The following is a 26903-nucleotide window of genomic DNA, read 5'->3' on the forward strand; positions in this document are numbered from 1 at the left end:
CGACCCGACGGACTACGACGCCGCCAAAGAGCTCATCCTCGATCGAAGTAAAGAGTATCAAGGCGTGATCTATCAAGACGAGAGTTCGGTCGGCTACGAAAAACGCGAGGGCGTCGAGGAGCCGATGAACGATATCCCGGCCGGGGCGCCCGCGAACGCGATGGATCTCGTCCGCGAGTTCTACTGATCGGACACCGCTCAAGCGGTCGAGCGGATTTTGACCCGAAACGACACGCGTATTGAAACGAGTCGGCGTTTTCACCCCGGATGAATCTCTGTTACGTAGCGGCGAAAGCAGGACACAGACGATCAGATTCGATGACCGTACCAGACTGCATATCCCTCTCAATCAGTTCGATTCAACTATGACGATTCGAGTCGCGGTCGTGGTCGTTTGTTGCCTGCTCGTTTTCGTCGGCGCGGCGTCGTTCGTCGTTTCTCCGGGGTCGTCGGTCACCGAACCCGCTGAATTCGATAGGACGGTTAGCATGGGGTTGACGCTGGAAGAACAGCGTGCGGTGGGAGAACGACGGGTGATCCCTCGAGCGCAGGTTGCCTACTCGCAGTATCCGTACCTCGTCGGCTACCGGGGCATCGGATTGGCCGCGACCGCGTCGGACGATCCGCTGGTCGAACAGCAGTTCGGCTATCCGCTGGTGGTGTACGTCGAAACGGTGCCGTCGGACGTGACGCTCGACGAGTCCGGCTATCTCGTCGGGGAGTACACGGACGAGTGGGTACCGGCCGCCGACGCGTATTTCGTGATCGAGAGCGAGGCCCGGACGCCTGCCGGACGAGCGACCGTCGCGTTCGCGGAGGAGTCACGCGCGGACGCGTTCACCGAAGCCCACGGTGGACGCGTCGTGCGGTGGGACGAGCGCGCGCAGTTCGACGTGCGACGCTCGGACGGATCGATCGCGCGCGATCGAGTCGCGACACACCACGCGGAAGCCGACGACCAGGTGGCGGATGCGTACGAACTGCTCGAGAGGCCGATCGAGATCGTCGTCGGCGAAGACGAGCCGACGCTTCGGGCGGCGCTTTCGGCTGCCAGGGCCAACACGACGATCAGGCTTCCACCTGGTGTCTACGAAGGACCGGTCGAGATCGACCGGTCGGTCACGATCGCCGGCGACGGAGCGACCATCGTCGGCGACGGGAACGGAACCGTCGTCACCGTGACCGCCGACCACGTCGCGGTCTCGGGCGTCACGATCGACGGGATCGGCGATTCGCTCCAAGAGGACGACGCACCGGTCGACGACGACCGAGCCGATTGGGATCGGCAAACCGAGGCGGCGTACGGTTACTCCGATGCCGCGATCACCGCCACGGGTGCCGATGGGCTGCTCGTCACCGGAGTCGAGGCCGAAACGAACGCCTCGGGGATCGTCCTCAGGGACGTCGAGAGAGCCGTCGTCGACGACGTTCGAATCGACGGGACGGACGAATGGGTGGACGGGTTCATGGGTGTCGTCGCGATACGCTCACCGGCGGTGGTCCAACGCTCGACGTTCGACGGCGGCCGTGACGCGGTGTACACCCACCGCTCTAGGGGGATTACCGTCCGCGAGAACCGCTTCAACGACGGGCGGTTCGGCGTCCACTTGATGTACACGTCCGATGCGCTCGTCGCCGGGAACTGCGCGACCGATCAGGCGCTCTCGGGTGTCGTCATTATGACGAGCCCATCCGGAGTCGCCATCGACGACAACGTCGTCACGAATACCGAACAGGGGATCGCGACGAGCGGCTCGTACGCGTACATCGGCGAGAACACCGTCGTCAACACCGAGCAGGCGATCACGACGAGTGCGAGAAACTCGCTGTACACGGGTAATACCGTCGTTGGGAACCGGGTCGGATTTCGAGCGTCTTCGATCTTCCCGACGAGCGTCGTCGTCGGAAACGACGTCGTTGACAACGAACGGCACGTTCGAGCGACGAGCGGGCCGCTTCGGGTCTGGAGCCACGACGGCGAAGGGAACTACTGGAGTGGGGCCGAAGGACTCGACCGCCCGTACAGCCCGACTGATCCGGTCGACGGGACGTTACACCGGACCGAAACGGCCCGAACGCTGTCGGATGCACCGATCGTGCGGGGACTGCGCACCCTTCGAGGATCGGCGCCAGGGATGCGGGACAACAGCGTTATCGACGCGGAACCGCGCGATAGCCCGAAGAACGCGACGCGTCTCGAACGAGCGCAGGCGCTTTCGAACGGGACCACGATACCCGGGGAGGTGTGTTCGACGTGAGCGACACACCGCTACTCCGAGTTGACGGCGTGTCGAAATCGTTCGGTGCGGTCGACGTGCTCAGAGACGTCTCGTTTTCCGTGCCGTCGGGCACTGTCATAGCGGTTATCGGACCGAACGGATCCGGAAAGACCACGCTACTGCGAGCGCTCGTCGGGGACCTTCGGCCGACCCACGGAGACGTCGCCTACGAAGGACCGGACACGGATCGACCGATCGGATATCTCCCCCAACAACCGACCTTCCGAGCGGGGTTTACCGCCGCGGAGACACTCGCGTTCTACTCGTCGCTGCTCGGCGGGGACGATCCGGAGACCCTGCTCGGTCGCGTCGGGCTGAATGACGCCGCCGATCGAAACGTCGAGAACCTCTCCGGTGGGATGCGACAACTGCTCGGCATCGCACAGGCGACCGTCGGCGATCCGCCGCTCGTCGTCCTCGACGAACCCGCGAGTGGGCTCGATCCGAACATGAGCGAACACGTCTTCGAGACCGCGGCACGGATGGCTGGCGAGAAACGAACGGTGCTTCTCAGCTCCCACGATCTGACGCTCGTCGAGGAGACGGCCGACGACGTGCTCGTGTTGAATCGAGGGAGAGTCGCCGCGACGGGAACGATCGAAGCGCTCCGTTCGCAATTCGAGACGGACTCACTCCGCGGCGTGTTGAACGCGATCGTTGGAAAGACGGGTCACGTCGACGTCGTGGGGGATACCCGATGAGCCGTCTCAGGGGTTTCGGCCCCGTCGCGTGGCGAGAGCTCGTGACCGTCGCTCGAACCCGAAGTTACCTCCTGTTATCCGCGGGGCTTCTCGCCGTCTTTGCTGGCGTACTCCGGGCTGGCGGTGGCATCGACGGTGGATACATACCGGCCGCCGTCGATTTGCTCTTACCGTTGGAGTTACTCGTACCGCTCGTCGCGGTCGCGCTCGGCTATCGGGCGTTCAGCGGTGACAACGACGACCGATCAGTGCTTCGGACGTATCCGATTTCGAAGCCGTCGCTCGTCGGCGGCATATTCGTCGGACGGCTCGTCGGACTCGCGGGGATCGTCGGCGGACCACTCGCCGGAGTCGGCGTCGTGCTATCGGTGGTCGGCGGCCCGCAGTCGCGGGTCTTCGCTGTCCACCGCGGGGTCGATTCACCGATCCTCTTCGTCCGGTTTATCGCGTTGACGATCGGCTTCGGGGCCGTCGTGTTGGCGATGACGATGGCCGCGGCGGTGATCGTCCGGACGGGGCGGGCAGCGCTCGCGGCCGCGCTCGCCGTTCTCGTCGGCGTCGTCGTTGGGGGCGATTTACTCGTGTTGGCGGGGCTCACGACCGACTCGATCGGCGGCGATCTCCTCGGGACGGCGCTGGCGGTGAGTCCGAACGGCGCCTATCGCGGCCTCGTGTTGGAGTCGGTCGTCGGCGTCGCGACGGACCGCGGAAGCGCGATCGACGTTACGGCGGCGGTCGTCGGACTGGTCGGCTGGCTCGCTGTGAGTCTCGGAATCATCGTCGCTGGGATCGATCGACACGCGGGAGTGTGGCTTCGGGATGTCTTTCATGGAACCGTTGGGTGGATCGCCGACGCGGTTTCGCGGTGAACGTTCCGACGGCCAGGAAGCCTCATTCGCTCGTAATGCGATGAGCTCCGACGTCGGGCGAGCTAGTACGACGCACGTACCAGACCGCACAAGCTTACAGACGCCCAACGGGTGAGTATGCGATGGAGCCAACCACGAGGGGGCCCGTCCAGTGTACATCGACTGCGCCGCCGCCATTATCTCACAGCGCTCGGGACGGGAGTCGCGACCGCCGCTTCCGGCTGTCTCGGGGAGACGTTCGGCGGCCCCGACGAAGTCGTCCTCGGTCAACAGGAGGACGGGCGTGACAGTGAGCATCTCCCGCATCCGAGCTATGGTGATCCGTTCCCGACCATCGAATTACCCGACCCGATCGCCGACACAACGGTCGCGACGGACAGCCCCGAACTCGAAGAGAGGACTATCGTTGTGACCGCGTTTTATGCGTTCTGTCCGGCCGAGTGTCTGTTGCTCATTCGCGCGCTCGCGAACGTTCAATCGAGGCTCCTCGCGGAAGGAATCGAGGAGGTGAGCGTGTTGGCCATCACGTTCGACCCCGAACGTGACACGGCCTCGAAACTGGAAAAACACGGCGAGAGGATGGGCGTCGATTTCGACGCCGGAAACTGGCACTATCTGCGACCGGAGAGCGACGAGGCGGCGGCGGCCGTCGTCGAGGACGATCTGGGCATCGTCTACGAGCGGGACGGTGGCACCGACGAAATGTACGAATTCATTCATCAAACGGTCACCTTTCTCGTTAATCCGGACCGCTACGTCGAACGGGTCTATCACGCCGACGCACCGGACGTCGAGCGCGTCAGCGGGGACGCCGAAAGGGTCGCCGCCGCCGACCGATGAGCGACGCGTCATTCGGTATTTCGAGATGCACACCACACTACCCAATACGGTACAGAAGCAAGATTACGTCGTGTTGAGATGACGTCGGAAACGCCCACCACCGGAACGGGGACTCGAACGTTCGGCGCGATCCTCGTCGGCGTTCTCATCGTCGGCGGGATCGGTGGTCTCTTCATCGCCGATTTCGGATCTGCGACGCCCGATCCGGTCGATTTCGATAGAACCGTTACGGTCGGATTGACGCTCGAAGACGAGTTGCGCATCGAGGATGCAGACACGAACATCGAACTGCCCCGGATGCAGGTGTTTTATTCTCAGTATCCGTACGCCGTCGGCTACTACGGCGTCGAGTCATTCGTCTCGAATCAGCGCGAACCGACCCACGAACAGCGGTTCGGATTCCCCACAGCGGCGTACGCCACGGATTACGCGGACTCCGACGTGGAGTTGACCGAAGACGGGCTTCCAGTAACGAACGAGTCGCCCGGTTGGATCGCCGCCGAAGAGGCGTTCTACGTCGCGAGGAGTCGCGCACGAACGCCCTCGGGTGAGACCGTGGTTCCCTTCGGTGACCGGGAGTCAGCCGAGGCGTTCACCGACGATTACGGTGGGACGGTCCTGAGCTGGGAGGAGGTACTCGAGATGCCGACGGACGACGACGACGCGGAAGCGGTCAGAGGTCGGATCGCAACCCGCCACGACGAGGCGAACGAAACGGTAACGTCCCGACTCGCCCTTCGGGATCGACCGGTCGAAACCGTCGTTGGCGAGGACGAACCGACGGTGCAGAAGGCCATCGATGCGGCCCCCCCAAACACGACGATCGTCGTTCCAGAGGGATCCCACGAAGGACCGCTCGAGATCGACAAGCCGGTGACGCTTCGGGGGAGCGGTGACGCACGGATCGTGGGGGACGAGAACGGAACCGTCCTCACGATCACGACCGAGCGGACAGCCGTCGTCGGAGTGAACATCTCCGGCGTCGGCGATTCGACGCCGGGGCCGACCGTGACCGACGACCACTCACACGGCGGCTTCAGCGGAGGCGGTAGCCACGATCACGGCTCCACCGACGAAGACGACTCGTGGGATGCCGAGGTCGAAGACGATTACGCGCAAGGCGATACCGCGGTCTCGGTAGAAGAGGCCGCCGACGTACTCGTATCCGACACCGAGATACACACCGACGCTGCAGGGATCATCCTGCGCGACTCACCGGAATTCGTCGTCCGGAACACGACCGTCGTCGGCAGCGACAACTATCGAGAGGGCCACATGGGGGTCGTCGCGATGCGCTCGTCGGGTGTCGTCGAGCGCTCGATGTTCGTCGGCGGCCTCGACGGGGTCTACACGCACCGCGCAGACGGGATCACCGTCCGGGACAACCGGATGCGGGACAACCGAATGGGGATCCACCTCATGTTCACCTCCGGCGCTCTACTGGCCGATAACGCGATATCCGGACAGGAGACCACGGGGATCTACGTGATGACCGGGCCGCAGCGAAACGGCATCGTCGGCAACGAGATAACCGACACGTGGACGGGGATCAGCGTCGGAGGATCGGAAACGTACGTCGCTGATAACGTCCTGAGCGAGAACGATCTCGGGTTGCGTATCGACGCGGTCGCCTCGATCTTCGAGGGGAACGTCATCGCCGACAACCGCGCCGGCGTCGAGACGTGGGCGTTGTTGCCGACGAATAGAGTCACACACAACGATTTCGTCGGCAACGAGCGACACGTCGCCGTCAGCAGCGGCCGGCTCCGCGTCTGGAGTCACGACGGTGAGGGGAACTACTGGGAGGGTGCGGTCGGAAAGACGGACGGAACCGTCGTCCAGCGGCCCTACACTCCGACCGACCCGGTGGACGGGCGACTCCACCGGATCGACGGCGCTGGAACCCTCGCACAGGCGCCGGCGCTCGATGCGCTCGCCGGATTCGAGGGGACGGTACCGGGAATGCGGGCCGACGAAGTGATCGACGTCGCACCGCTGTGTGCGCCGGTCAACGACGAGTGGTTCGAACGGTCAGAGAGAACGGACACCGAGCCGATCTGTCGTTCGGACGGACGATCGACGAACGAGACGCGAAATCATGAGTGAGATGGATACAGATACACCGATACTGACGGTCACAGATTTGGAGCACACCTACGGTCGAATAGCCGTGTTGGACGACGTTTCATTCGACGTCCAGCCGGGAGATATGACGGCGGTTATCGGGCCGAACGGCGCGGGGAAAACGACGCTTATCCGAGACATCGTCGGGCTCCACGAACCGAGCGCGGGAACCGTGAAATATCGCGTTCCCGATGTACCACGTTCGATCGGATATCTTCAACAGCGGCCCGCGTTTCGTCCGGGACAGACCGTCAAAGAGGCGCTCACGTTCTACGCGTCACTCGTCGGCGAGAGCGAAGCCGACGCCGTCGAACGCCTCGGTCGAGTCGGCTTGGAGGCGGCGGTCGATCGGAACGTCGAAGCGCTCTCCGGTGGGATGACGCGGCTCGTGGGGATCGCGCAGGCGACCGTCGGCGATCCGCCGCTCGTCGTCCTCGACGAACCCGCGAGCGGGCTCGATCCGGGGATGAGCGTCCGAATTTTCGAGGTCGCGGCCGAGCTCGCGGGAGCGGAGTCGGCGGTGTTATTGAGTTCTCACGATCTCGCGTTGGTCGAACGCACCGCAGATCGGGTCGTGTTACTCGACGACGGCGTGGTCGCACGGAGCGGATCGCCAGCGGAGATCAAAGCGGAACTCGGCGCGGATTCGCTGCTCGAAGCGTTCGAAGCGGCCGTCACAGGGGATGCGGGAACCGTTCGCGTTCGGGGGGAATCTGCGTGAGTACCCCGACGGAATCGTCGAGGGACGCGCGTGAGGCCACCGAACGCGCGAGTTCGAGGCGGACGCCGAGCGCGCTGGCGATACTTCGAACGCTGATTCGACGAGAGCTCTCGACCGCAGTACTGGATCGGACCTATATCGGACTCTGGATCGGTTTCGTCGGCGTTCTTTTCGGGATAGCCTGGATCGGCGGCGGAATGCAAGTCGGTTACGTCTCGACGATCATCGATCTGTTGACGCCGCTAGAACTACTGATCCCGGTCATCGCGTTCGCGTTCGGCTATCGTGCGATCGTCGACGACGAGCGTCGCGGTGTTCTCGACGTCTTACGGACGTATCCCGTTTCGTCCTGGCAGGTCGTCGCAGGCGTGTATCTCGGTCGCGCGATCGGACTCGCCGCGATCGTCTCGACCGCGCTTTCGGCGCTCATGTTTCCGATATTCGTCACCGAATCGTATCGACCCGTGTTCTACGCCACACACACGGGCGCGGACTCGCCGGGGTTGTACCTTCGGTTCGTTGTCCTGACGGTCGGCTTCGCGCTGGCCATGCTCGCCGTCGCGGTCGCGATATCCGCGCTCGTCGGAACGGCGCGAACTGCCATCGCCATCGCGAGCGTTACGCTTTTAGCGGTGCTGTTCGTGGCCGATATCGCGCTCGTGTTCGGAGTGGCTCGAGGACTCATCGCGGAGACGTCACTCGTTAGTTCGCTCGCGATCAGTCCGCTCAGCGCGTATCGAGGGCTGGTGTTCGAGGCGACGGTCGCCGTCACGGCGGGGACCGGACCCCGGGTGGCGTCTCCGGTAGCCAGCGCGATCGGATTGGGAGTCTGGTGGCTCGGCTCGCTCGCCGTTGCGGCCGTCGCGATACGAAAGTGAGGTACCCCGGGCTACATCTCGAGACCGGACAGGACCTCTCGCGTCACGTCGTCGTGCGTTAACAGCTCACCGCCGTGTTCCTCGGCGAACTGGGATGCGTCGTCGCCGTCGGTGAACCCGATGAGCGAGGCCCCCATGGCGCCCTCAACGTCGCTGTTGGCGACGAACGTGAGATCGTGAAGATCGGCGAACGTGTCGGCTCCGAGGTGCGCGCTGATGACCGTCGTGCCGTCATCCTCGCGGAGTTCGTAGTCGACGCTCGAATAGTCGGTCCCGTAGGATATCTGCGGCTCATGACCCCGCTCTTCGTTTTCGAGAAGGTAGTTGTACGTGCAGGTCGAACTGCAGAACCACGCGATGCCGTTCTCGCGGCCTTCGGGGAGAGACGATGGTGCATCGTCACCGTAGAACGCTTCTCCCACCGGGCCCGGATGCATCCCGATACGCATGTCACAATTGTCGCACGCCTCGCTCCCGTCGAGGGAGATCGCGTCCGGGCCGTCGCGGCCGTCGCCGAGACAGCCAGCGAGTGCGCCCACGCCGCCGGCGACGATCGTGGTCAGAACCGTTCGTCTCGTTCGACCGTCCGAACCGGCATACTGCTGTTGCATACGCGAGTGTTCGTGGAGGGAGAATATAGCTTGTTTGGTGCAATACTGAAAAAGCGATCGGTGACCACTATCGAGCCACTTACTGCTCTAAAAGCGAGTCCACGAGCCGTGAGAACCGATCGACGAGGCGATCCGGGAGACTCGGATCGATCTCGACGAGCGTCTCTCTGAGTAGTTCAGGGCGCGTAAGTCGAATCGAGACGGTCCGGCCGTCGCGCACCTTCTCGGCCAGATCGTACTCGATGAGGTTCGAGAGGTGCCACTCAACGGTGCTGCGAGCGATGTCGGCCTTCGCGGCGAGTTCGGCGGGACGGTCCGTCTCCTGATCGAGCAACAACATGACGATCTCACGCGTCGTTTCGCGGCGCAATAGAGCGATCGCTGCCTGTTCGATCCGGGAGTAGCCAGTCGCGAAGTAATGCGTTCGGCCGCGCACTTCGAGGCTCCGTAACGATCCGCGTTTGAGAAGCCGTCGGAGATGGTACTGCGTCTGGCCGGTGGCGATATCGAGGTCGCGGCTTACGGCGTTGAAATGAACGCCCGGATTTGATTCGACGTGCGTTTTGACTCGCGTTTTCGTTTCGGTCATCAGTACCAGAGACTCTATGAGGGGCTTGTAGCTCCTCAGGTATGAACCGTTGGCCACGTCCCGAAATATGAGATTCCCGGTGAAACACCGCATACGCCTCATTCGATCCAATATTGTAGCAAGTGTGCAAACACTTATACACGCCGATACCCTATCGAATAGCAAGATGGCGGACGCAATGAGCGAATACCTCAAGCAGGACATGCAGTGTGAGGGCCTGCTCGAGTGTATCCACGGGCTGAAAGGACTCGACAAGGAGATATTCAAAGTGCTGACGGATGCGTCGGAGCCGCTCACCGTCGACGAGATCGCGGAGGCGGTCGATCGGGAGCGCTCGACGGCCTACCGATCGGTCCAGCGACTGCTTCAGAGCGGGTTCGTTCAAAAAGAGCAGGTCAACTATGACCAGGGCGGCTACTACCACGTCTTCCGACCGACCGATCCCGACGAGATCGCGGACGACATGCAGCGAATGCTCAACGACTGGTACGCGAAGATGGGCCAACTCATCGGCGAGTTCCGCGAGAAATACGAGAAAGCGCTCGACGAGCCGCCAGCGGCGACGGCCGAAAACTGACCGACGCTTCCGACCCGGTGCCGAGCGAAAACAACGCGAGTCACAAAGCGAGCACCCTATACCCCGTTCGCCGCTCCGCAAACCGAGACCACTCCCGAACGCTCGGCGTTTCGCACCCCACGACTCACATTCATTCGCCGTTCGGCTCTTCGAGCTCTTTCACTCCGTTCAGGATCTCGCACCCAAAGGAACAAGAATTTAAACGCGCCGACGGAACTATGCTCCACTATGGGCAAAAAGTCGAAGGCGAAAAAGAAGCGGCTCGCGAAACTGGAGCGTCAAAACAGCCGCGTTCCCGCGTGGGTCATCATGAAGACGGACCGCGACACGATGCGGAACCACAAGCGCCGCAACTGGCGTCGGAGTGACACGGACGAATGAGCGCCGAATTCGACGAACGCGTCATGACGGTCCCGCTCCGGGACGTGCTCGCGGGGTCGAACACCGACCGCGCGGACAAGGCGTTGAGCCTCGTCCGTTCGCACCTCGCCCAACACTTCAACGTCGACGAGGAGTCCGTCCGACTCGACCCCTCGATCAACGAGGCGGTCTGGGAGCGCGGGCGGGCGAAACCCCCGCGAAAGCTCCGCGTGCGAGCGGCCCGCTTCGAAGAGGAAGGCGAGGCCGTCGTCGAAGCAGAGACCGCATAACGTGCTCCGCGCGGCGCTCTCCGGATCCGCTTACGTCGGCGTCTTCGGACGTGCAACCGACGATTGCCTGCTCGTTCGTCCGGACATCGATGAGTCACTACGTTCGGATTTCGAGGCCGAACTCGAGGTGCCGGCAGTGCCGACGACGGTCGCCGGCTCCGGAACGGTCGGTTCGCTCGCCGTCGGCAACGGGAACGGGCTGCTCGTCAGCGAGCGGATCACCGACCGCGAGCGCGACCGGATCGAAGGGGAAACAGCTCTTCCGGTCGGCGAGTTGCCGGGGCGGATCAACGCCGCCGGAAACGTCGTGCTCGCGAACGATCGCGGTGCCTTCGTCCACCCCGATCTCTCCCGGGAGGCGATGCGGACGGTTCGAGACACGCTCGACGTACCGGTCGAACGCGGGATGATCGCCGACGTTCGTACCGTCGGGACCGCGGCGGCGGTGACGAACAAGGGCGTCCTTTGCCACCCGAAGACGACCGACGAAACGCTCGACTTTCTCGAGGATCTGTTCGGTGTCTACGCCGACATCGGGACGATAAATTACGGTGGCCCGCTCGTCGGCTCCGGGCTGATCGCGAACAGCAACGGATACGTCGCGGGATCGGAGACGACCGGACCGGAGCTGGGGCGCATTGAGGACGCGCTCGACTACATCGAGTAGTCGCCGGCGGCCGATTTTTTCGAATGTTGCCGTCGATATCGGCGTTCAGGGGAACGACGAAACTCCCAAATTCGTTTCGCAACTACCAAATAGCCGCTTTCCGAAGCGTCTCATGATATAATTATGGCCAGGCCAGAGGTTCTTGACCGAATCAAAGAGGCCGAGGAGGAGGCCGACGACATCGTAGCCGAGGCAAAGGCCGAGCGCGAGGAGCGCATCGCCGAGGCGCGAGAGGAGGCCGACAGTATCCGTGAAAACGCCGGAGAAGAGGCGCAGTCGCTCAAAGAGGAGCGCCTCGAGGAAGCCCGCGAGGAGATCGAAGCCGAGCGGGAAGAAATACTCGCGGAGGGTGACGCCGAACGCGAGACGCTCGAAGCGCGCGCCGCGGAGAACCGAGATGGGGTCGTCGAATACACGGTTGAGTTGTTCACGGAGGCGGTGAATGTCCAGTCTCAGACCTAAACGGATGAGCCGGGTCTCGGTAACGGGATCCAAGCGCGTGATGGACGAGACTATCGAGGCCGTCCACGAGTTGAATCTGGTTCACGTCACCGACTACGACGGGAACTGGGAGGGGTTCTCCCCCGGAAACCCGGTCGAAGGAGCCGAGGACGCCGCGAGCAAACTCGTTACGGTGCGTGCACTCGAGAGTACCCTCGACATCACCGAGGAGGACGCCGGGCGGACCCGGATCATCGACGACGACGAGCTCGAATCGGAGCTCGAAGAGACGCGCACGCGCGTCAACGAGATTGACGATCGGCGCTCGGAGCTTCAGACCGAGATCCGAGAGATCGAGGAGAAGATCGGCGCCGCCCGACCGTTCGCGGCGCTCGGTATCGATCTCGACCTGCTGTTGGGGTACGATTCGCTGACCGTCGCGGTCGGTGAGGGGGACGCCGACGAGATCGAATCGTCGCTCGCGGAGTCGGAGGCCGTCGACAGCCACGAACTGTACGCGGAGGGCAGATACGTTGCCCTCTTTCTGTATCCCGCCGTCGATATCGAGGAGGCGCTGGTCGGCACGGCGTTCACCGAGTACGAGATCCCCGACCTCGGGAACGGCGAGGAGGCGACGAGCCCGGAATCTTACATCGAGGAGCTAACCCACAGGAAACAGCGCCTCGAATCCGAACTCGAGACGGTCCGGAGTCAGATCGCGGAGCTGAAACACGAGGTCGCCGGGTTTTTGCTCGCCGCGGAGGAGAAGCTCTCGATCGAGGTCCAAAAGCGAGAGGCGCCGTTGACGTTCGCGGTGACGGAGAACGCCTTCGTCGCTGAGGGGTGGGTTCCGAGCGAACAGGTGGACGACCTCGTCGGGACGCTCGATGCCCGCATCGGCGACCACGTCGAGGTCGACGAGCTCGAACGAGCGTCCTACGAGGACGGCCACGCGCACGAGCGCGAGGAACTCGACGACGCAGAACACGGCGAGGCAGTCGCGGACGGCGGACACGAGATGAGCGGCGGGTCGCCGCCGGTCATTCAGGACAACCGGCCGGGGGCCAAGCCGTTCGAGATGCTCGTCGGCGTTATCAACCGCCCGAAGTACAGCGAGCTCGATCCGACGCTCGTGTTGTTCCTCACGTTCCCGATCTTCTTCGGGTTCATGATCGGCGACGTCGGATACGGCATCCTGTACATGCTGATGGGCTGGTTCCTGCTCGCGAAATTCGACAGCCCCGGATTCAGAAGTCTGGGTGGCGTTGCGGTGTGGGCAGGTATCTGTACGGCGATCTTCGGCGTGTTGTACGGTGAGTTCTTCGGGCTCCACGAACTCGGCTACATCGTCTGGGGCGAAGGCGGGTCGCCGATGGACAAGGGTCTCGAACCCGCGAGCATCGCGTTCGCGTGGGCGTGGCTCGTCATCAGCCTGGTGATCGGCCTCGTCCACCTGTCGATCGGGTACGTCTTCGGCTTCCTCGACGATCTCAGCCACGGCATCGCCGACGCCGTTACCGAGAACGTCTCGTGGCTCATGCTCATGCTGGGCGCGTGGGTCTGGGTGTTCAGCACGCACCTGCAGTCAGTCAAGCCGAACCTGCTCTTTACCACGTTCAACGCCGAGGGCGCGACCGTCGCCGGAAACACGGTCGGCGCCCAAGAGGTCGCCTACGAGCTCGGCTTCGCCGGGTTTTCGGAGACGGTCGGGATCGCGGCTGGCGTGATCGGGCTGATCGGTCTCGTGCTCTTGGTCTACGGCGAGGGCGGGATCGGACTGCTCGAGAGTCTGAACGTCTTCGTGAACGTGCTCTCGTACACCCGTATCGCCGCGGTCTTGCTCGCGAAGGCCGGAATGGCGTTCGTCGTCAACCTGCTCGTCCTCGGTGCGTACCAGGACTCGGAAGGCGGCGTCCACTTCATTTACAACAACTACGACAGCCTCGATCAGGTCCACGGCGACATCATGTTCAGCGGCCTGCTCAACGGTGCGGAGGGCGCGATGTTCGTCGTCGCGATACTCGCCGGCGCCCTCATCTTCGTCGTCGGGCACGTCCTCGTACTCTTGCTCGGCATCACGAGCGCGGGTCTACAGGGGATCCGTCTCGAGTACGTCGAGTTCTTCAACAAGTTCTACGACGGTGGCGGCAAGCCCTACAGGCCGTTCGGCTACGAGCGGAGATACACGACCGAAGACTGAGCCAGCGTCGGTCGTCGTTCTTTTACCGTATCCCGATAGCGACGCGAGTGCCCATCGTTCGCACACGGGCGCTCTCGTCGTCGTTTGGGAAGTTTTATGAACTCTCTGCGAACATATCGACCTGTTCGGATAGCAGTCAATCCACACCAACGGAACACAAACAATGTTTGAACTTGCTACTGTCGCCAGCAGTGTTGCACCGGTACTCCAGAACGGCGCTGACGCGGCCCCCGCGATCGAACCCGCAGCGGCCGCGGCGCTTGCGGTCGGTCTCGCCGCGTTCGGCGCGGGCTATGCGGAGCGTGGCATCGGTGCCGCCGCCGTCGGCGCTATGGCCGAAAACGAGGATCTCTTCGGCCGAGGCCTCATCCTGACGGTCCTGCCGGAGACGCTCGTCATTCTGGCGCTGGTCGTCGTCTTCGTGGTCTAAACCACACCCAACTTTTCCAAACAATGAGCCTTGATACGGTCGTAGAGGACATCCGAGATGAAGCCCGCGCGCGTGCAGAGGAGATACGCGAAGCGGGGGAAGAGCGCGCCGAAGAGATCGTCTCCGACGCCGAACGCGAGGCCGAAGAGATCGTCTCCGACGCCGAACGCGAGGCCGAGCGGGCGATCAACCAAGAGCGCGAGCAGGAGCTCTCCGGCGCGAAGCTCGAGGCGAAGCAGGCTCGTCTCGAAGCACGTCGGGCGATTCTCGAGAACGTCCACGACGATGTCGAAGCACAGATCGAAAGCCTCGACGGCGACGAGCGCGAGGAACTGACGCGATCGCTCCTGGACGCCGCCGCCGAGGAGTTCGACGCGGAGTCGGTCCGCGTCCGCGGTGCGGCGGACGACACGGAGCTTTTGGAGTCGATCGTCGCGGACTACGACGGTTTCGAGGTCGGCGAACCGATCGACTGTCTCGGCGGTATCGTCGTCGAATCCGACGAGTCGCGCGTTCGAGTGAACAACACGTTCGACTCCGTCCTCGGGGACGTCTGGGAGGAGAACCTGCGCGAGATCAGCGCGCGCCTCTTCGAAGAATGAGCATCAAAACCGAAGGGAGTTCGAACTACGAATACGTCACGGCGAGAGTTCGGTCGCGGCGGGCAAAGCTGTTCGACGCCGACGATTACCGAAAGCTAGTTCGAATGGGCCCCGGCGAAATCGCCCGATTCATGGAGGACACCGAGTACGAGACGGAGATGAACGCGCTGGGTGCTCGTCACTCGGGCGTCGATCTCATCGAGTACGCGCTGAACCGGAACCTAGCGAAACACTTCGACGACCTGTTGACGTGGGCGGAGGGATCGCTGTACGAGTACGTCGCGAACTACCTCCGGAAGTTCGACGCCTGGAACGTCAAGACGGTCATTCGCGGTATCTACACGGGGGCCGATCGCGAGGAAGTCGAAGACGACCTCATCCAAACAGGTGAGTTCGCCGGAGCGACGCTCGATCAGCTTCTCGAGGTAACGAGCATCGAGGACGCCATCGAGGCGCTCTCGGGGACGATCTTCGGCGACGCGCTCGAAGAGGCCTACGAGGACTTCGAGAACACCGAGGTGCTCGTCCCGCTGGAAAACGCGGTCGATCGGGCCTTTTTCGGGCACCTGCTCGACGACGTCGGGCGGCCGGAGCCGGACACGCCGAACGCGCTGTATCGGGAGTTTTTGGAGGCTGAAATCGATTTCCGAAACCTCCGGAACGCGCTCCGGATCGCACGCAGCGGCGCGGATATCGATCCGGCGGAATACTTCATCGAGGGCGGTCGGCTCTTCGGCGGCGAGGAGCTCCGACAGCTCGCATCGAACACCGACGAGTTGGTGACGGCGATCCGCGAGAGCAGTTACGGGAACGACCTCGCGGATGCGCTCGACGAGCTCGAGGAAGCGGAGAGTCTCATCGGGTTCGAGCACGCGCTGAATTCTGCGCTCCTCGAGTACTCGGAGAAGTTGTCGAACCGATATCCGCTGTCGGTCTGCCCGGTGCTCGCGTACATACTCGCAAAGGAGCGCGAGATCGAGAACATTCGGGCGATCGCCCGCGGCCGCGAAGCCGGGATCCCCGTCGAAGAGATCGAAGCGGAGCTGGTACAATGAGCGAGGAGATCGCCGTCGTCGGCAGTCCGGACTTCACGGCTGGCTTCCGCCTCGCGGGGGTCCGCCGCTTCGAAAGCGTTTCCGACACCGAAAAGTCCGAGAAGCTCGACGAGGCCGTCACGTCGGTTCTCGACGACGAGGGCGTCGGAATCGTCGTCATGCACGACGAGGACGTTGAGGACCTCTCACGTACAGTTCGACAACGAGTCGAAACGAGTGTCGAACCGGTCGTCGTCACGCTGGGTGGCGGCGCCGGTTCAGGTAATCTGCGAGAGCAGATCAAACGCGCCATCGGCATCGACCTGATGGACGAGTAATCATGAGTCAAGCAACTGCAAGCGAAACCACAGACGAGGGCGTAATCGAGAGCGTCAGCGGTCCAGTCGTGACCGCGACCGACCTCGATGCCCGGATGAACGATGTCGTCTACGTCGGCGAGGAAGGGCTGATGGGCGAGGTCATCGAGATCGAAGGAGACACAACCACCATCCAGGTATACGAGGAGACCTCCGACGTCGCGCCGGGCGAACCGGTCGAGAACACGGGCGAACCGCTGTCGGTCGATCTCGGCCCGGGCATGTTGGACAGTATCTACGACGGCGTGCAGCGTCCGCTGGACGTTCTCGAAGAGAAGATGGGTGCGTTCCTCGATCGCGGTGTCGACGCGCCCGGAATCGACCTCGAGAAGACCTGGGAATTCAACGCCGAGGTCGAGGTCGGCGACGAGGTCAGCGCCGGCGACGTCGTCGGGATCGTCCCCGAGACCGAAAGCATCGACCACAAGGTGTTGGTACCGCCGGGATCGGAGGGCGGCGAAGTCACCGCCATCGAGTCGGGTAACTTTACCGTCGACGAGACGGTCGCCGAACTCGACAACGGCGAGGAGATCGCGATGCGACAGGAGTGGCCCGTCCGCGAACCCCGCCCGACGGTCGAAAAAGAGACCCCGACGACGCCGCTGATCTCCGGTCAGCGCATCCTCGACGGGCTCTTCCCGATCGCGAAGGGCGGGACGGCCGCCATTCCGGGTCCGTTCGGCTCCGGAAAGACGGTCACCCAGCACCAACTCGCCAAGTGGGCCGACGCGGACATCGTCGTCTACGTCGGTTGCGGCGAGCGCGGCAACGAGATGACCGAGGTCATCGAGGACTTCCCCGAACTGGAGGATCCGAAGACCGGCAAGCCGCTCATGTCTCGGACGTGTCTCATCGCCAATACGTCCAACATGCCCGTCGCGGCGCGTGAATCCTGCGTGTACACTGGGATCACGATCGCAGAGTACTACCGCGACATGGGCTACGACGTCGCGCTCATGGCCGACTCCACCTCACGGTGGGCCGAGGCCATGCGTGAGATCTCCTCGCGGCTCGAGGAGATGCCCGGTGAGGAGGGCTACCCGGCGTACCTGGCCGCCCGCCTCTCGGAGTTCTACGAGCGCGCAGGCAAGTTCCAGAACCTAAACGGCAGCGAGGGATCGATCTCCGCGATCGGCGCGGTCTCGCCGCCCGGCGGCGACTTCTCGGAGCCGGTCACCCAGAACACACTCCGTATCGTCAAGTGCTTTTGGGCGCTCGATGCGGACCTGGCCGAACGGCGGCACTTCCCGTCGATCAACTGGAACGAGTCGTACTCGCTGTACACAGAACAGCTCGATCCGTGGTGGCGTGAGAACGTCGAGGAGGAGTACCCCGAAGTGCGACAGTGGGCCGTCGACGTCCTCGACGAGGAAAGCGAGCTACAGGAGATCGTCCAGCTCGTCGGCAAGGACGCGCTACCGGACGATCAACAGCTAACGCTCGAGGTCGCCCGATACATCCGAGAGGGGTGGCTCCAGCAGAACGCCTTCCACGACGTGGATACGTACTGCGAGCCCGAAAAGACCTACCTCATGCTGACGGCGATCCAACACCTCAACGAGGAGTCCTTCGAGGCGCTCGAAGCCGGCGTCCCCGTCGAGGAGATCGTCGATATCGACGCCGCAGCGCGGCTCAATCGGATGAACACGGCAGAAGCGTACGAAGAATTCATCGACGAAGTGAAATCGGAGATTACGGAGCAGCTCCGGGAGCTCTACTGACCCATGCAGAAAGAATACAAGACCATAACAGAGATCAGCGGCCCGCTGGTGTTCGCCGAAATCGACGAGCCGGTCGGCTACGACGAGATGGTCGAAATCGAGACACCGAACGGCGAAACCCGTCGTGGGCAGGTGCTCGAATCGACCTCGAAGTTCGTTGCGATTCAGGTGTTCGAGGGAACCTCGGGTATCGACCGCAACTCGTCGGTCCGGTTCCTCGGTGAGACGCTGCAGATGCCGCTGACTGAGGAACTGCTCGGACGCGTCCTGTCGGGATCCGGCGAACCGATCGACGGCGGTCCCGAAATCGAGCCCGACGAGGAGCGACCGATCGTCGGTGCGGCGATCAACCCGACGGCACGGGAGTATCCACAGGAATTCATCCAGACGGGTGTCTCAGCCATCGACGGGATGAACACGCTGATCCGCGGGCAGAAGCTGCCGATCTTCTCCGGCTCCGGACTGCCGCACAACGATCTCGCGCTCCAGATCGCCCGACAGGCCTCGGTTCCCGAGGAAGAAGCGGAGGGAGAGGACGGCTCCGAGTTCGCCGTCATCTTCGGCGCGATGGGCATCACACAGGAGGAGGCAAACGAGTTCATGGACGACTTCGAGCGCACCGGCGCGCTGGAGCGGTCGGTCGTCTTCATGAACCTCGCAGACGACCCCGCTGTCGAGCGGACGGTGACGCCGCGACTGGCGCTGACGACCGCCGAGTATCTCGCCTTCGACAAGGGATACCACGTGCTGGTCATCCTCACCGATATGACCAACTACTGTGAGGCGCTGCGCGAGATCGGCGCGGCCCGCGAGGAGGTCCCGGGTCGTCGTGGCTATCCCGGATACATGTACACCGACCTGGCGACGCTGTACGAACGCGCCGGGCGGATAGAGGGTCGGGAAGGCTCGGTTACGCAGATTCCGATTCTCACGATGCCGGGCGACGACGACACCCACCCGATCCCGGACCTGACCGGCTACATCACCGAGGGCCAGATCTACATCGATCGAAATCTGAACAGTCAGGGTATCGAACCGCCGATCAACGTCCTTCCAAGCCTCTCGCGGCTGATGGACGACGGGATCGGTGAAGGCCTGACTCGCGAAGACCACGAGGATACCGCGAACCAGCTGTACGCCGCGTACGCGGAAGGTGAGGATCTCCGAGATCTCGTGAACATCGTCGGCCGTGAGGCGCTCAGCGACCTGGACAACCAGTATCTCGACTTCGCGGACGCCTTCGAGACCGAGTACGTTCAGCAGGGATTCGAGACGAACCGCGAGATCGACGAGACGCTCGATCTCGGCTGGGAGCTGCTCAGCCAACTACCGAAAGAAGCGCTCAACCGGATCGACGAGGACCTCATCGAGAAATACTACGTCGAAGACGAGGAAACGGTCGAGGCCGCAACGGCCGACGACTGATCGTCCATATCCCACGTTTTTCGTCGTGAATTCGGCGGCATCTCGGTCGGATGTGTGGAGGTTCCGTTCAACGCCGTTCGGTCGTACTCTACACGTAGCTGGCTCGGTTCGAATCGAGCCACGAAAACGGGTTGGTCGCCCTTCGCCCTTCGCCCTTCGCCCTTCTCGAACGCTATCCGCCGAGCGTACCGGGCGTTTTTACGGCACAGAACCCTTTTCGAACCATGGGCGACGCGGGGTGGACGGGCGGCGCGTCCTCTGGACCGGCCTCGGGCTGGTCGTCGCCGTCGCGATCGGCCTCACGCTGTTCAGGTACATCGGCTCGTTGCTCTTCGCGATCTTTCTCTACTACGCTATCCGTCCGGTGTATCGGCGGCTCGATCGTCATCTCGACCATCCGGATATCACGGTCTCGGTAACGATCCTGCTCGTCGTCGTTCCCATGGTGATCGTGGTGAGCTATGCGGTATTCATCGCGTTGCAGGAACTGGATCAGCTCCTAGCCGGGGGTGAGCTTGAAACCCTCCGGTCGAGCCTCGATTCGTACCGCTCGTTGGCCCGCGAAGGGGAGATAGCTCAACTCAAAGAGACGATCAGATCCGAGACGGACGCTTCAGCGATCCGCGAGATATTCCCGGGGGGCGTAGAGCAACTCTCATCGACTGTGGGATCAATCTTCGGAATCCTCGCACAGCTCTTTTTGATGATACTCTTCCGGTTCTATCTGCTTCGGGACGATGATAAGCTTCGACGGTGGTTCGCTGCGAGCATCGACCACGACGAGGAGATTCTCTCGTTTCTCAGGACGGTCGACGACGATCTCGAGACGATCTTTCTCAGTAATCTCGCCATCGTCGGGGTCGCCGCTCTCATCGCCGCCATCACGTATGTCGGTCTGAACCTGATCGCGCCGGGACGGGTCGTCGAGACGCCGGTGTTGCTCGCTCTCCTGATCGGCATCGGAACGCTCATCTCCGTCGTTGGGATGAAGATAGTCTATATCCCTACGGGCTGTACCTCCTCGTTGTGGCGATCGCGACGTCTGGTCCGATCTGGGAGCCGATCGCGTTTTTCATCCTCACGCTCGTCATCGTCGATACCGTCCCTGACTTCTTCGCGCGGGCAGTACTCTCTTCGCGAAGCGGTATTCACATGGGGCCCATCCTCCTTGGATACGTTCTCGGCACGCTAGCCTTCGGCTGGTACGGACTGTTCCTCGGGCCGATCGTCGTAGTGATCGCGGTTCATTTCGCGCACGAGCTATTCCCCGAGTTAGTGGGGATATTGCTGTCGAAGAATCAAAACACGTGATCACGCGGGGAGGACCGACGTGCCCGCTCGTCGAGGTAATTCGGGCGGGGAGGCGACCGTCTCGCTCGCGATCGCGACGGGCTGTTGGATTCGCTCGCGCTCGATCGAGCCTCGGCACAAGAATTCTTTGCCGCCGCCGATGCCGCGAGTGGGCAATCTCGCAGTCCCGTTATTTCCCCTGGAACTCGGGCTCGTAGTCGTCCTCGGCGAAGGCGCGGACGCCCTCTTTGTGGTCGTCGGTCCAAAGCAGCGTCTCGAAGACATCGGCGTCGTACTCGATACCCTCCCGGAGTCCGGTCTGGGTCGCCATCGTGGCGGACTTTTTGATCGTCCGAACCGAGAGCGGCGGCTTGCTGGCGATCGTCTCGGCGAACTCGTCGACGGCGGCGTCCAGTTCGTCGGGAGCGTGGACGTCGTTGAAGATACCGAGCTCGGCGCCGCGTTCGGCCGGGAGATGCTCGCCAGTCATGGCGATCTCCTTTGCGACCGAGGGGTTCGCGAGACGGCTGATGAACTGGACGCCGCCGGCACCGGGAATGATGCCGAGGTCGACCTCGGGGAGGCCGAATCGCGCATCGGTGTCGGCGATGCGGAAATCACACGACATCGCGGTTTCGAGGCCGCCACCGAGACAGTACCCTCGGATCTTCGCGATCACGGGGAGGGGATACTCCCGGATGAACCGGTAGTGGGAGCGATCGACCTCGGTGGTCGGCGGTCCCTCCTCGAACTCGGTGATATCCGCACCGGCGCAGAAGTTCCCGCCAGCCCCCTCGACGACGACGGTGCGCATGACGACGCCGTCGTCGTTGTACTCGTTTAGTTCGCGCAATCCGGCGACGATGTCCTCGCGGAGTTGCGAACTGAGGGCGTTGAGCGCGTCCGGGCGATTCAGCGTCAGGTAGCCGACGCCGGTCTCCTCGTCGAAGGCGATCGTCGTCGTCTCGAAATCGGTCGGCATACGAGGGGCGTTCACGCCACAGGTACTTGAACGAACGTGCCGGGCGAGCGTCCCGCGAGTCGGCGGTCGAACCCACGACGACTGAAAAGGATTAACCCGGTGGAGACAGAACTGAAACCCAAGAATGGCTACGGACGTCAAGCCCACGCGCAAAAACCTCATGGCGATCGAGGACCGTATCGAACTCTCCGAGCGGGGCCACGACACGCTCGAGAAGAAACGAGACGGCCTCATCATGGAGTTCATGGACATCCTCGATCAGGCCCAGGACGTGCGGTCCGATCTCGACGGGAACTACGAGCGCGCCCAGCGAAACATCAACATGGCGCGTGCCATGGAGGGCGACGTGGCTGTGCGCGGGGCCGCCGCCGCGCTGAAAGAGCACCCCGAGATCACGAGCCAATCGAAGAACATCATGGGCGTCGTCGTTCCGCAGATCGAGTCGACCAAGGTGAAAAAGTCGCTCGACCAGCGTGGCTACGGGCTCGTCGGCACGTCCGCGCGGATCGACGAGGCCGCCGATGCCTACGAGGAGCTGCTTGAGACGGTCATCCTCGCCGCCGAGGTCGAGACGGCGATGAAGAAGATGCTCGACGAGATCGAGAAGACGAAGCGGCGTGTCAACGCCCTCGAGTTCAAACTCCTACCGGAGCTATACGAAGCCCAAGAGTACATCGAGCAGAAACTCGAAGAGCAAGAGCGCGAGGAGATCTTCCGAATGAAGAAGATCAAAGCGAAAAAAGAAGAAGACGAAAAGGCTGAAGCCGCGGAGGCCGAGGCGGAACGCGAAGAGCCGCTTCCGGCCGACGACTGAGGCGCTCGGCGACGACACGGATCGCGTGGGCCTGTGCTCGCGTGTTTTAGTACCGAACGCGTCGATCGACAACGCGCCGTTCATACCTCTCGAACCGGTAGCCGGCGGCATGGAGTGTCCCAACTGCCGCGCGCGAACCGTCGTCTTCGACGTGCCACCCGAACACCGCGAACACGTCCCCGAGGAAGCCGAACGGGCCGCCCTGTGTCCGGAGTGTCTCACGCTCGTCGCGACCGACGCGCCGACCGAGCCGCGCTTCGATCGGATCTCCAGCGCCTTCCCGGAGAACGAGGAGGCGGCGGTGCCGCTGGCGATCGGGATCGGACTGCTCGATTCGCTCGCGTTGCACCGGCGTTCGCTGGAGGCGTTGATTCCGGCGGCCGAAGCGGCAGGTGCCGATCCCCTGCTGTTGCTCGATCGGCTCCACGTGCAGGGGGGCGTCGATCCTGACTTCGATATCAGTCGGCGACGCCACCAACTCGAACAGCTGCTCGAATGAGACCGGTCCGCCGGTATCGTCGGGATTTATATTCGCGCTCCTGTACGAACCGGTATGGAAACCGCCGATTCGACGGATAGCGGTGTCGGATTTCCCGTACTGTTTGCGATCATCGCCGTGCTCGGTGCCGCGGGACTCGCAGCGTTCGGGTTCACCGGCGATCAGACCGCCTCCGGGATCGCCTTCGCCGTCGCGATGCTCGCCGGCTCGCTTTCGATCGCCGCCTACCACGTCTACGGCTGAGCTTCAGGTTCGACCCGAAGGAACGGTCTTAAGCCCTTCGCCGCCGTAGTGTGGAGTATGAACGAACTGAGCGACGAGGACGAGCGTATCCTCGCGTACCTCCGGGAGCGTGCGAAAGGTGGTGAACAGTACCTCCGTTCGAAACACATCGCCGACGCGATCGATCTCACGGCGAAACAGGTCGGCAGCCGGCTCCCGAGACTCGCCGAACACTCCGAGGACGTCGACATCGAGAAGTGGTCCCGGGCTCGATCCACGACCTGGCGCGTAACGCCGGAGTGAGGCGACGATACGGACGGCGGAAGATTGGACTGGACCCGCACTCGGAACGACCGCTCTTTTAATCACCCCTGCCGATACTAGCGTATGACCACCCGCGTCGAGCGCGTATTCGAGATCCCGGCACCGCGGGAGGACGTGTGGGCAGTTATCTCCGATCCCGAAACTCGATCCCGACCGATAAGCGTCGTCACGGATTTCGAGACGACGGGCGATCGGACCGCAGTCTGGCACGTCTCGCTTCCCATTCCCGGACTCAATCGGACGATTCGAGTCGAAACGGAGGACGTCGATGTCGACGAGCCGGAGTACGTCCGGTTCATCGGCCGTTCGAAAGCGATGAACGTAGAAGGCGAGCACATTCTCGAGGGGGTCGATGGCGGAACGCGGCTCACGAACCGCTTCAGGGTCGAGGGACGGCTTCCGGGCGTCGAGACGTATTTCAAGCGGAAACTCGACGGGGAGTTGGCGAACCTCGAAGCGGCCATCCGGGAGGAACTCGACGTATGAGGCTCGCGCTCGCGCAGATCGAAATCGATTCGGGCGACGTGGCCGGCAACGTCGAACGCGCCACCGAGGCGATCGAATCCGCCGCAACGGAGGGAGCGGAGTGTGTCGCGCTCCCGGAAATCTTCGACGTCGGTTATTTCGCGTTCGACGCCTACCGGCGCGCCGCGGAACCGATCGGCGGGGAGACCCACCGAGCGATCCGCGAAGCCGCGGTCGAACACGACGTCGCGGTCCTCGCCGGAACCGTCGTCGAGGATCTCGAGGCGTCGGCGGCGGCGGGTGAGTCGGTGCCCGCCGAGCGCGGACTCGCGAACACGGCCGTTCTCTTCGATAGCGACGGCGCCAGGCGACTCGTCTACCGAAAACACCACTTGTTCGGGTACGACTCCGCCGAGGCCGAACTGCTCGTCCCCGGCGAACGACTCGCGACGGCGGCCCTGTGTGGGCACACGGTCGCCGTCACGACGTGTTACGATCTGCGCTTTCCTGAACTGTACCGAAAACTGGTCGACTCGGGAGCGACGATGGTGCTCGTGCCGAGCGCGTGGCCGTATCCCCGCGTCGAACACTGGAAGCTCCTGCCCCGAGCGCGGGCGGTGGAAAACCTGCTGTACGTCGGTGCGGTCAACGGCTCCGCATCGTTCGAGGAGAGCGCGCTCGTCGGGCGCTCGACCGTGATCGATCCGTGGGGGACGCCGATCGCCACGTCGGACGACGGACCGACGATCGTACACGCCCGCTGTCCCCCAGAGCGCGTCGTGGCCGTCCGGGAGGATTTCCCGGCGCTCCGCGACCGACGATAACAAAACCCTACGGGGCCGTGCCGGTCCGACCGGCACACGAGGGTTTATACGTCGTCCGGCGGTATGAGTAATCGCCAGAACGACGCTTTTCTCGTCGTGACGGCAGAACGCTCCATCGTCGCCGTACGTCCGCCCGCGTCGGGTCCGCCCGGTGCCCGACGCCTCCACTCCCGTCTCGTTTCTCATACCGACAAGCGAACCGCTTAGGTCCCGAGCCGTCCGAGAGACGGTCGTGAAGGAGTTCGGCTTCGAACTGCGGGTCTGCGCGTGGGCGGAGCGCAACTGGCCGCTCGACGAGCGAGGCGGGACGGACAGGGCCGCCCTCGTCGCCCGGCAGCTCGGGACGAGACGCCGACGGTGGGACACGGTGGTGCTAGAGACGACCGACACCGAGCTCCGCGGACGGGAGCCGTTCGGCGAGGATCGCCTCGATTCGGACCTGCTCCACGTCGCCCGCCACGCCCCGTCGTCGTGGACGTACTACCGCGAGTGTCTCCCCGATCCCGGCTATCCGTGGCGATACGTCCGCGAGGCGATCCACCGAGCCGACGAGCGCGACTTCATCGAGACGCGCCGAAACGGCAACCGCATCGAGATACGTCGGCGATACCGCTATCCCGAGTGGGCCGACCGGATCGTCGCCATCGAGAACAAGCCCGACCTCGATGCGAGCGCGGCCCGACGGCTGGCCGACCAGCTAGAACACGACGTGGCGCTCGGCCTCGCCGACGAGATCTGGGTGGCGACGGCAGCGACTGGCGAGGGGGTCGAACCCGCACTGCTCGAAGCGATGCCGGTCGAGGTGGGAATCCTCGCCGTCTCGATCGAGCGTGGGTCGTGGGACTGTGAGCCGATCTGGCAGCCGCGAACGCTCGACGTATCCGCACCGGGAACGCGGATACTCGACCGTCCGACAGGCGGTCCAGCAGACACCTCCGCGGCCCGGTTCGAGTACGCCGATCCGGGGTGGAAACGCCGAAAGCGACTCGAAATCGCCGAGCGAGCGTACGAGCGCGGCTGGCGTTCCTACGCGACGACGATGCGTCCGGACTGCCGGCACTTCGAACTCAAAGACCCGACCGGACCGTTCCCGTGGTGTGCGGCGAAAGCACGCGAGCAGACCGCCGCGGAGTGTTCGGGATCGTGTGCGGATTTCGAGCCGGAGCCGCCCGCGTGGCGGTCGATGGAGTGGCCGCTCGACGGCGGCCCGGGACGGGCGATAAAACGGCTCCTCGACCGAAAACGACGGCGACGGCGCTAGGCGTCGCCCGGCTCCTCGAGTACTTCGACGTTGATCGAGTCCCGGTCGAGGGCGAGACGGAAGGTCGGGACGGTCCGTCGAACGACCGCGACGATGCCCTTATCTTCGAGACTGCGGAGCGCCGATCGGACGGCATCGACGTCCGTCTCGACACCGTCGGCTTCGAGCTCGTGCAACACGGAGACGACGCTTTGGGGGTCGTCCTCGGGCCCCGCGAGCGTGTGGATGATCTCCGCTTGCAGTTTCGGAACGCGGAGGACGTCGGCGCCAGTATCTATACCGACGAGTTCGGCGGCCTCCGGCGTCGCTCGAATCAGGCTGTTCTCGTCGCGGTAGTAGTACTCCTTCAGTTCGGATTCGAGATACTGATGCACCTCGCTGCCGCTTTCGAGCCCCCACCGATCCAGTAACTCTTTGTTTTTCGTCGGCTGTAACGTGACGAGGTCCGTGAGGCGCGATTTCGCCTCCTCCGAGAGCGTCATTGGA

At 63.3% G+C, this 26903-nt stretch carries 31 protein-coding genes and 1 pseudogene; 28 read left to right on the plus strand and 4 right to left on the minus strand.

Annotated elements, in window-relative coordinates:
- From R6U53_RS04280 to R6U53_RS04315, 8 genes and pseudogenes are all read left to right on the plus strand, one after another.
- A pseudogene (locus R6U53_RS04280) lies at window positions 1-187 on the plus strand (2-oxoacid:ferredoxin oxidoreductase subunit beta); the annotation flags it as partial.
- Window positions 188-365: 178 nt separating this feature from the next.
- Window positions 366-2258 (plus strand): NosD domain-containing protein, encoded by a 1893-nt coding sequence (locus tag R6U53_RS04285; RefSeq protein WP_410321136.1) that lies wholly within the window; start codon window positions 366-368, stop codon window positions 2256-2258.
- The gene (locus R6U53_RS04290; protein ID WP_410321137.1) at window positions 2255-2980 is read left to right on the plus strand and encodes an ABC transporter ATP-binding protein; all 726 of its coding nucleotides are present in this window, start codon (window positions 2255-2257) and stop codon (window positions 2978-2980) included. Before R6U53_RS04285 ends, R6U53_RS04290 begins: the two co-directional genes overlap by 4 nt.
- Entirely contained in the window at window positions 2977-3849 is an 873-nt protein-coding gene (locus R6U53_RS04295) for an ABC transporter permease subunit (protein ID WP_410321138.1), read from the plus strand. The genes R6U53_RS04290 and R6U53_RS04295 overlap by 4 nt, the downstream gene beginning before the upstream one ends.
- 117 nt (window positions 3850-3966) lie before the next feature.
- Window positions 3967-4689 (plus strand): SCO family protein, encoded by a 723-nt coding sequence (locus tag R6U53_RS04300; protein ID WP_410321139.1) that lies wholly within the window; start codon window positions 3967-3969, stop codon window positions 4687-4689.
- Between the two features lie 78 nt (window positions 4690-4767).
- On the plus strand, window positions 4768-6795 hold the full coding sequence (locus R6U53_RS04305) for a NosD domain-containing protein (protein WP_410321140.1): 2028 nt from the start codon (window positions 4768-4770) through the stop codon (window positions 6793-6795).
- Window positions 6788-7534, plus strand: coding sequence for an ABC transporter ATP-binding protein (locus tag R6U53_RS04310; RefSeq protein WP_410321141.1), 747 nt, complete (start codon window positions 6788-6790; stop codon window positions 7532-7534). Before R6U53_RS04305 ends, R6U53_RS04310 begins: the two co-directional genes overlap by 8 nt.
- Window positions 7531-8412, plus strand: a complete 882-nt coding sequence (locus R6U53_RS04315; RefSeq protein WP_410321142.1) for an ABC transporter permease — start codon at window positions 7531-7533, stop codon at window positions 8410-8412. The genes R6U53_RS04310 and R6U53_RS04315 overlap by 4 nt, the downstream gene beginning before the upstream one ends.
- 11 nt (window positions 8413-8423) lie before the next feature.
- Here the strand turns inward: R6U53_RS04315 and R6U53_RS04320 are convergent, their stop codons facing one another.
- Window positions 8424-9023, minus strand: coding sequence for a nitrous oxide reductase accessory protein NosL (locus tag R6U53_RS04320; protein ID WP_410321143.1), 600 nt, complete (start codon window positions 9021-9023; stop codon window positions 8424-8426).
- A 79-nt stretch (window positions 9024-9102) separates the two neighbouring features.
- A complete protein-coding gene (locus R6U53_RS04325; protein WP_410321144.1) occupies window positions 9103-9612 on the minus strand; it encodes a winged helix-turn-helix transcriptional regulator in 510 nt (169 codons plus the stop codon).
- Between the two features lie 166 nt (window positions 9613-9778).
- On the opposite strand from R6U53_RS04325, the gene R6U53_RS04330 reads away from it, so the two are divergent.
- The 13 genes from R6U53_RS04330 to R6U53_RS04390 all read left to right on the plus strand — a co-directional run bounded on the left by R6U53_RS04330 (window position 9779) and on the right by R6U53_RS04390 (window position 20928).
- On the plus strand, window positions 9779-10189 hold the full coding sequence (locus R6U53_RS04330) for a helix-turn-helix domain-containing protein (RefSeq protein WP_410321145.1): 411 nt from the start codon (window positions 9779-9781) through the stop codon (window positions 10187-10189).
- A 228-nt stretch (window positions 10190-10417) separates the two neighbouring features.
- Window positions 10418-10570 (plus strand): 50S ribosomal protein L39e, encoded by a 153-nt coding sequence (locus tag R6U53_RS04335; RefSeq protein WP_137277233.1) that lies wholly within the window; start codon window positions 10418-10420, stop codon window positions 10568-10570.
- Complete coding sequence (locus R6U53_RS04340) at window positions 10567-10839, plus strand: 50S ribosomal protein L31e (RefSeq protein ID WP_410321146.1); 273 nt, start codon at window positions 10567-10569, stop codon at window positions 10837-10839. The genes R6U53_RS04335 and R6U53_RS04340 overlap by 4 nt, the downstream gene beginning before the upstream one ends.
- Window position 10840: 1 nt before the next feature.
- A complete protein-coding gene (locus R6U53_RS04345) occupies window positions 10841-11506 on the plus strand; it encodes a translation initiation factor IF-6 (protein WP_410321147.1) in 666 nt (221 codons plus the stop codon).
- A 123-nt stretch (window positions 11507-11629) separates the two neighbouring features.
- Window positions 11630-11968: an ATP synthase archaeal subunit H gene (gene ahaH / locus R6U53_RS04350; protein WP_410321148.1), complete on the plus strand. Its 339-nt coding sequence runs from the start codon at window positions 11630-11632 to the stop codon at window positions 11966-11968.
- Between the two features lie 40 nt (window positions 11969-12008).
- Window positions 12009-14147 (plus strand): V-type ATP synthase subunit I, encoded by a 2139-nt coding sequence (locus tag R6U53_RS04355; protein ID WP_410321149.1) that lies wholly within the window; start codon window positions 12009-12011, stop codon window positions 14145-14147.
- 163 nt (window positions 14148-14310) lie between these two features.
- Complete coding sequence (locus R6U53_RS04360) at window positions 14311-14577, plus strand: F0F1 ATP synthase subunit C (RefSeq protein WP_410321150.1); 267 nt, start codon at window positions 14311-14313, stop codon at window positions 14575-14577.
- A gap of 23 nt (window positions 14578-14600) precedes the next feature.
- Entirely contained in the window at window positions 14601-15179 is a 579-nt protein-coding gene (locus R6U53_RS04365) for a V-type ATP synthase subunit E (RefSeq protein WP_410321151.1), read from the plus strand.
- On the plus strand, window positions 15176-16234 hold the full coding sequence (locus R6U53_RS04370; protein ID WP_410321152.1) for a V-type ATP synthase subunit C: 1059 nt from the start codon (window positions 15176-15178) through the stop codon (window positions 16232-16234). The genes R6U53_RS04365 and R6U53_RS04370 overlap by 4 nt, the downstream gene beginning before the upstream one ends.
- The gene (locus tag R6U53_RS04375) at window positions 16231-16551 is read left to right on the plus strand and encodes a V-type ATP synthase subunit F (protein ID WP_410321153.1); all 321 of its coding nucleotides are present in this window, start codon (window positions 16231-16233) and stop codon (window positions 16549-16551) included. Before R6U53_RS04370 ends, R6U53_RS04375 begins: the two co-directional genes overlap by 4 nt.
- A gap of 2 nt (window positions 16552-16553) precedes the next feature.
- Window positions 16554-18311, plus strand: coding sequence for an ATP synthase subunit A (locus tag R6U53_RS04380; RefSeq protein ID WP_410321154.1), 1758 nt, complete (start codon window positions 16554-16556; stop codon window positions 18309-18311).
- Window positions 18312-18314: 3 nt separating this feature from the next.
- Window positions 18315-19736 carry a V-type ATP synthase subunit B gene (locus R6U53_RS04385; RefSeq protein WP_410321155.1) on the plus strand — a complete coding sequence of 474 codons (1422 nt, stop codon included), beginning with the start codon at window positions 18315-18317 and terminating at the stop codon, window positions 19734-19736.
- A gap of 238 nt (window positions 19737-19974) precedes the next feature.
- Entirely contained in the window at window positions 19975-20928 is a 954-nt protein-coding gene (locus R6U53_RS04390; protein WP_410321156.1) for an AI-2E family transporter, read from the plus strand.
- Window positions 20929-21216: 288 nt separating this feature from the next.
- On the opposite strand, the gene R6U53_RS04395 is transcribed toward R6U53_RS04390, so the two are convergent.
- Complete coding sequence (locus R6U53_RS04395; protein WP_410321157.1) at window positions 21217-22008, minus strand: enoyl-CoA hydratase/isomerase family protein; 792 nt, start codon at window positions 22006-22008, stop codon at window positions 21217-21219.
- 124 nt (window positions 22009-22132) lie between these two features.
- Between R6U53_RS04395 and R6U53_RS04400 the strand changes: the two genes are divergently transcribed.
- The 7 genes from R6U53_RS04400 to R6U53_RS04430 all read left to right on the plus strand — a co-directional run bounded on the left by R6U53_RS04400 (window position 22133) and on the right by R6U53_RS04430 (window position 26417).
- Window positions 22133-22822, plus strand: coding sequence for a V-type ATP synthase subunit D (locus R6U53_RS04400; protein ID WP_410321158.1), 690 nt, complete (start codon window positions 22133-22135; stop codon window positions 22820-22822).
- Between the two features lie 109 nt (window positions 22823-22931).
- Window positions 22932-23321 carry a DUF6276 family protein gene (locus R6U53_RS04405; protein WP_410321159.1) on the plus strand — a complete coding sequence of 130 codons (390 nt, stop codon included), beginning with the start codon at window positions 22932-22934 and terminating at the stop codon, window positions 23319-23321.
- A 54-nt stretch (window positions 23322-23375) separates the two neighbouring features.
- On the plus strand, window positions 23376-23564 hold the full coding sequence (locus tag R6U53_RS04410) for a hypothetical protein (RefSeq protein ID WP_410321160.1): 189 nt from the start codon (window positions 23376-23378) through the stop codon (window positions 23562-23564).
- 57 nt (window positions 23565-23621) lie between these two features.
- Window positions 23622-23846: a hypothetical protein gene (locus R6U53_RS04415; RefSeq protein WP_410321161.1), complete on the plus strand. Its 225-nt coding sequence runs from the start codon at window positions 23622-23624 to the stop codon at window positions 23844-23846.
- An 84-nt stretch (window positions 23847-23930) separates the two neighbouring features.
- Window positions 23931-24353: a CoxG family protein gene (locus R6U53_RS04420; RefSeq protein WP_410321162.1), complete on the plus strand. Its 423-nt coding sequence runs from the start codon at window positions 23931-23933 to the stop codon at window positions 24351-24353.
- Window positions 24350-25156 carry a nitrilase-related carbon-nitrogen hydrolase gene (locus tag R6U53_RS04425; protein ID WP_410321163.1) on the plus strand — a complete coding sequence of 269 codons (807 nt, stop codon included), beginning with the start codon at window positions 24350-24352 and terminating at the stop codon, window positions 25154-25156. Before R6U53_RS04420 ends, R6U53_RS04425 begins: the two co-directional genes overlap by 4 nt.
- A gap of 232 nt (window positions 25157-25388) precedes the next feature.
- A complete protein-coding gene (locus R6U53_RS04430) occupies window positions 25389-26417 on the plus strand; it encodes a DUF5787 family protein (protein WP_410321164.1) in 1029 nt (342 codons plus the stop codon).
- On the opposite strand, the gene R6U53_RS04435 is transcribed toward R6U53_RS04430, so the two are convergent.
- On the minus strand, window positions 26414-26899 hold the full coding sequence (locus R6U53_RS04435; RefSeq protein WP_410321165.1) for a DUF5797 family protein: 486 nt from the start codon (window positions 26897-26899) through the stop codon (window positions 26414-26416). The two genes, R6U53_RS04430 and R6U53_RS04435, sit on opposite strands and share 4 nt — an antisense overlap.
- Between the last annotated feature and the right edge of the window lie 4 nt (window positions 26900-26903).

The organism is Natronomonas sp., assembly GCF_046483325.1.
Lineage (GTDB): Archaea > Halobacteriota > Halobacteria > Halobacteriales > Haloarculaceae > Natronomonas.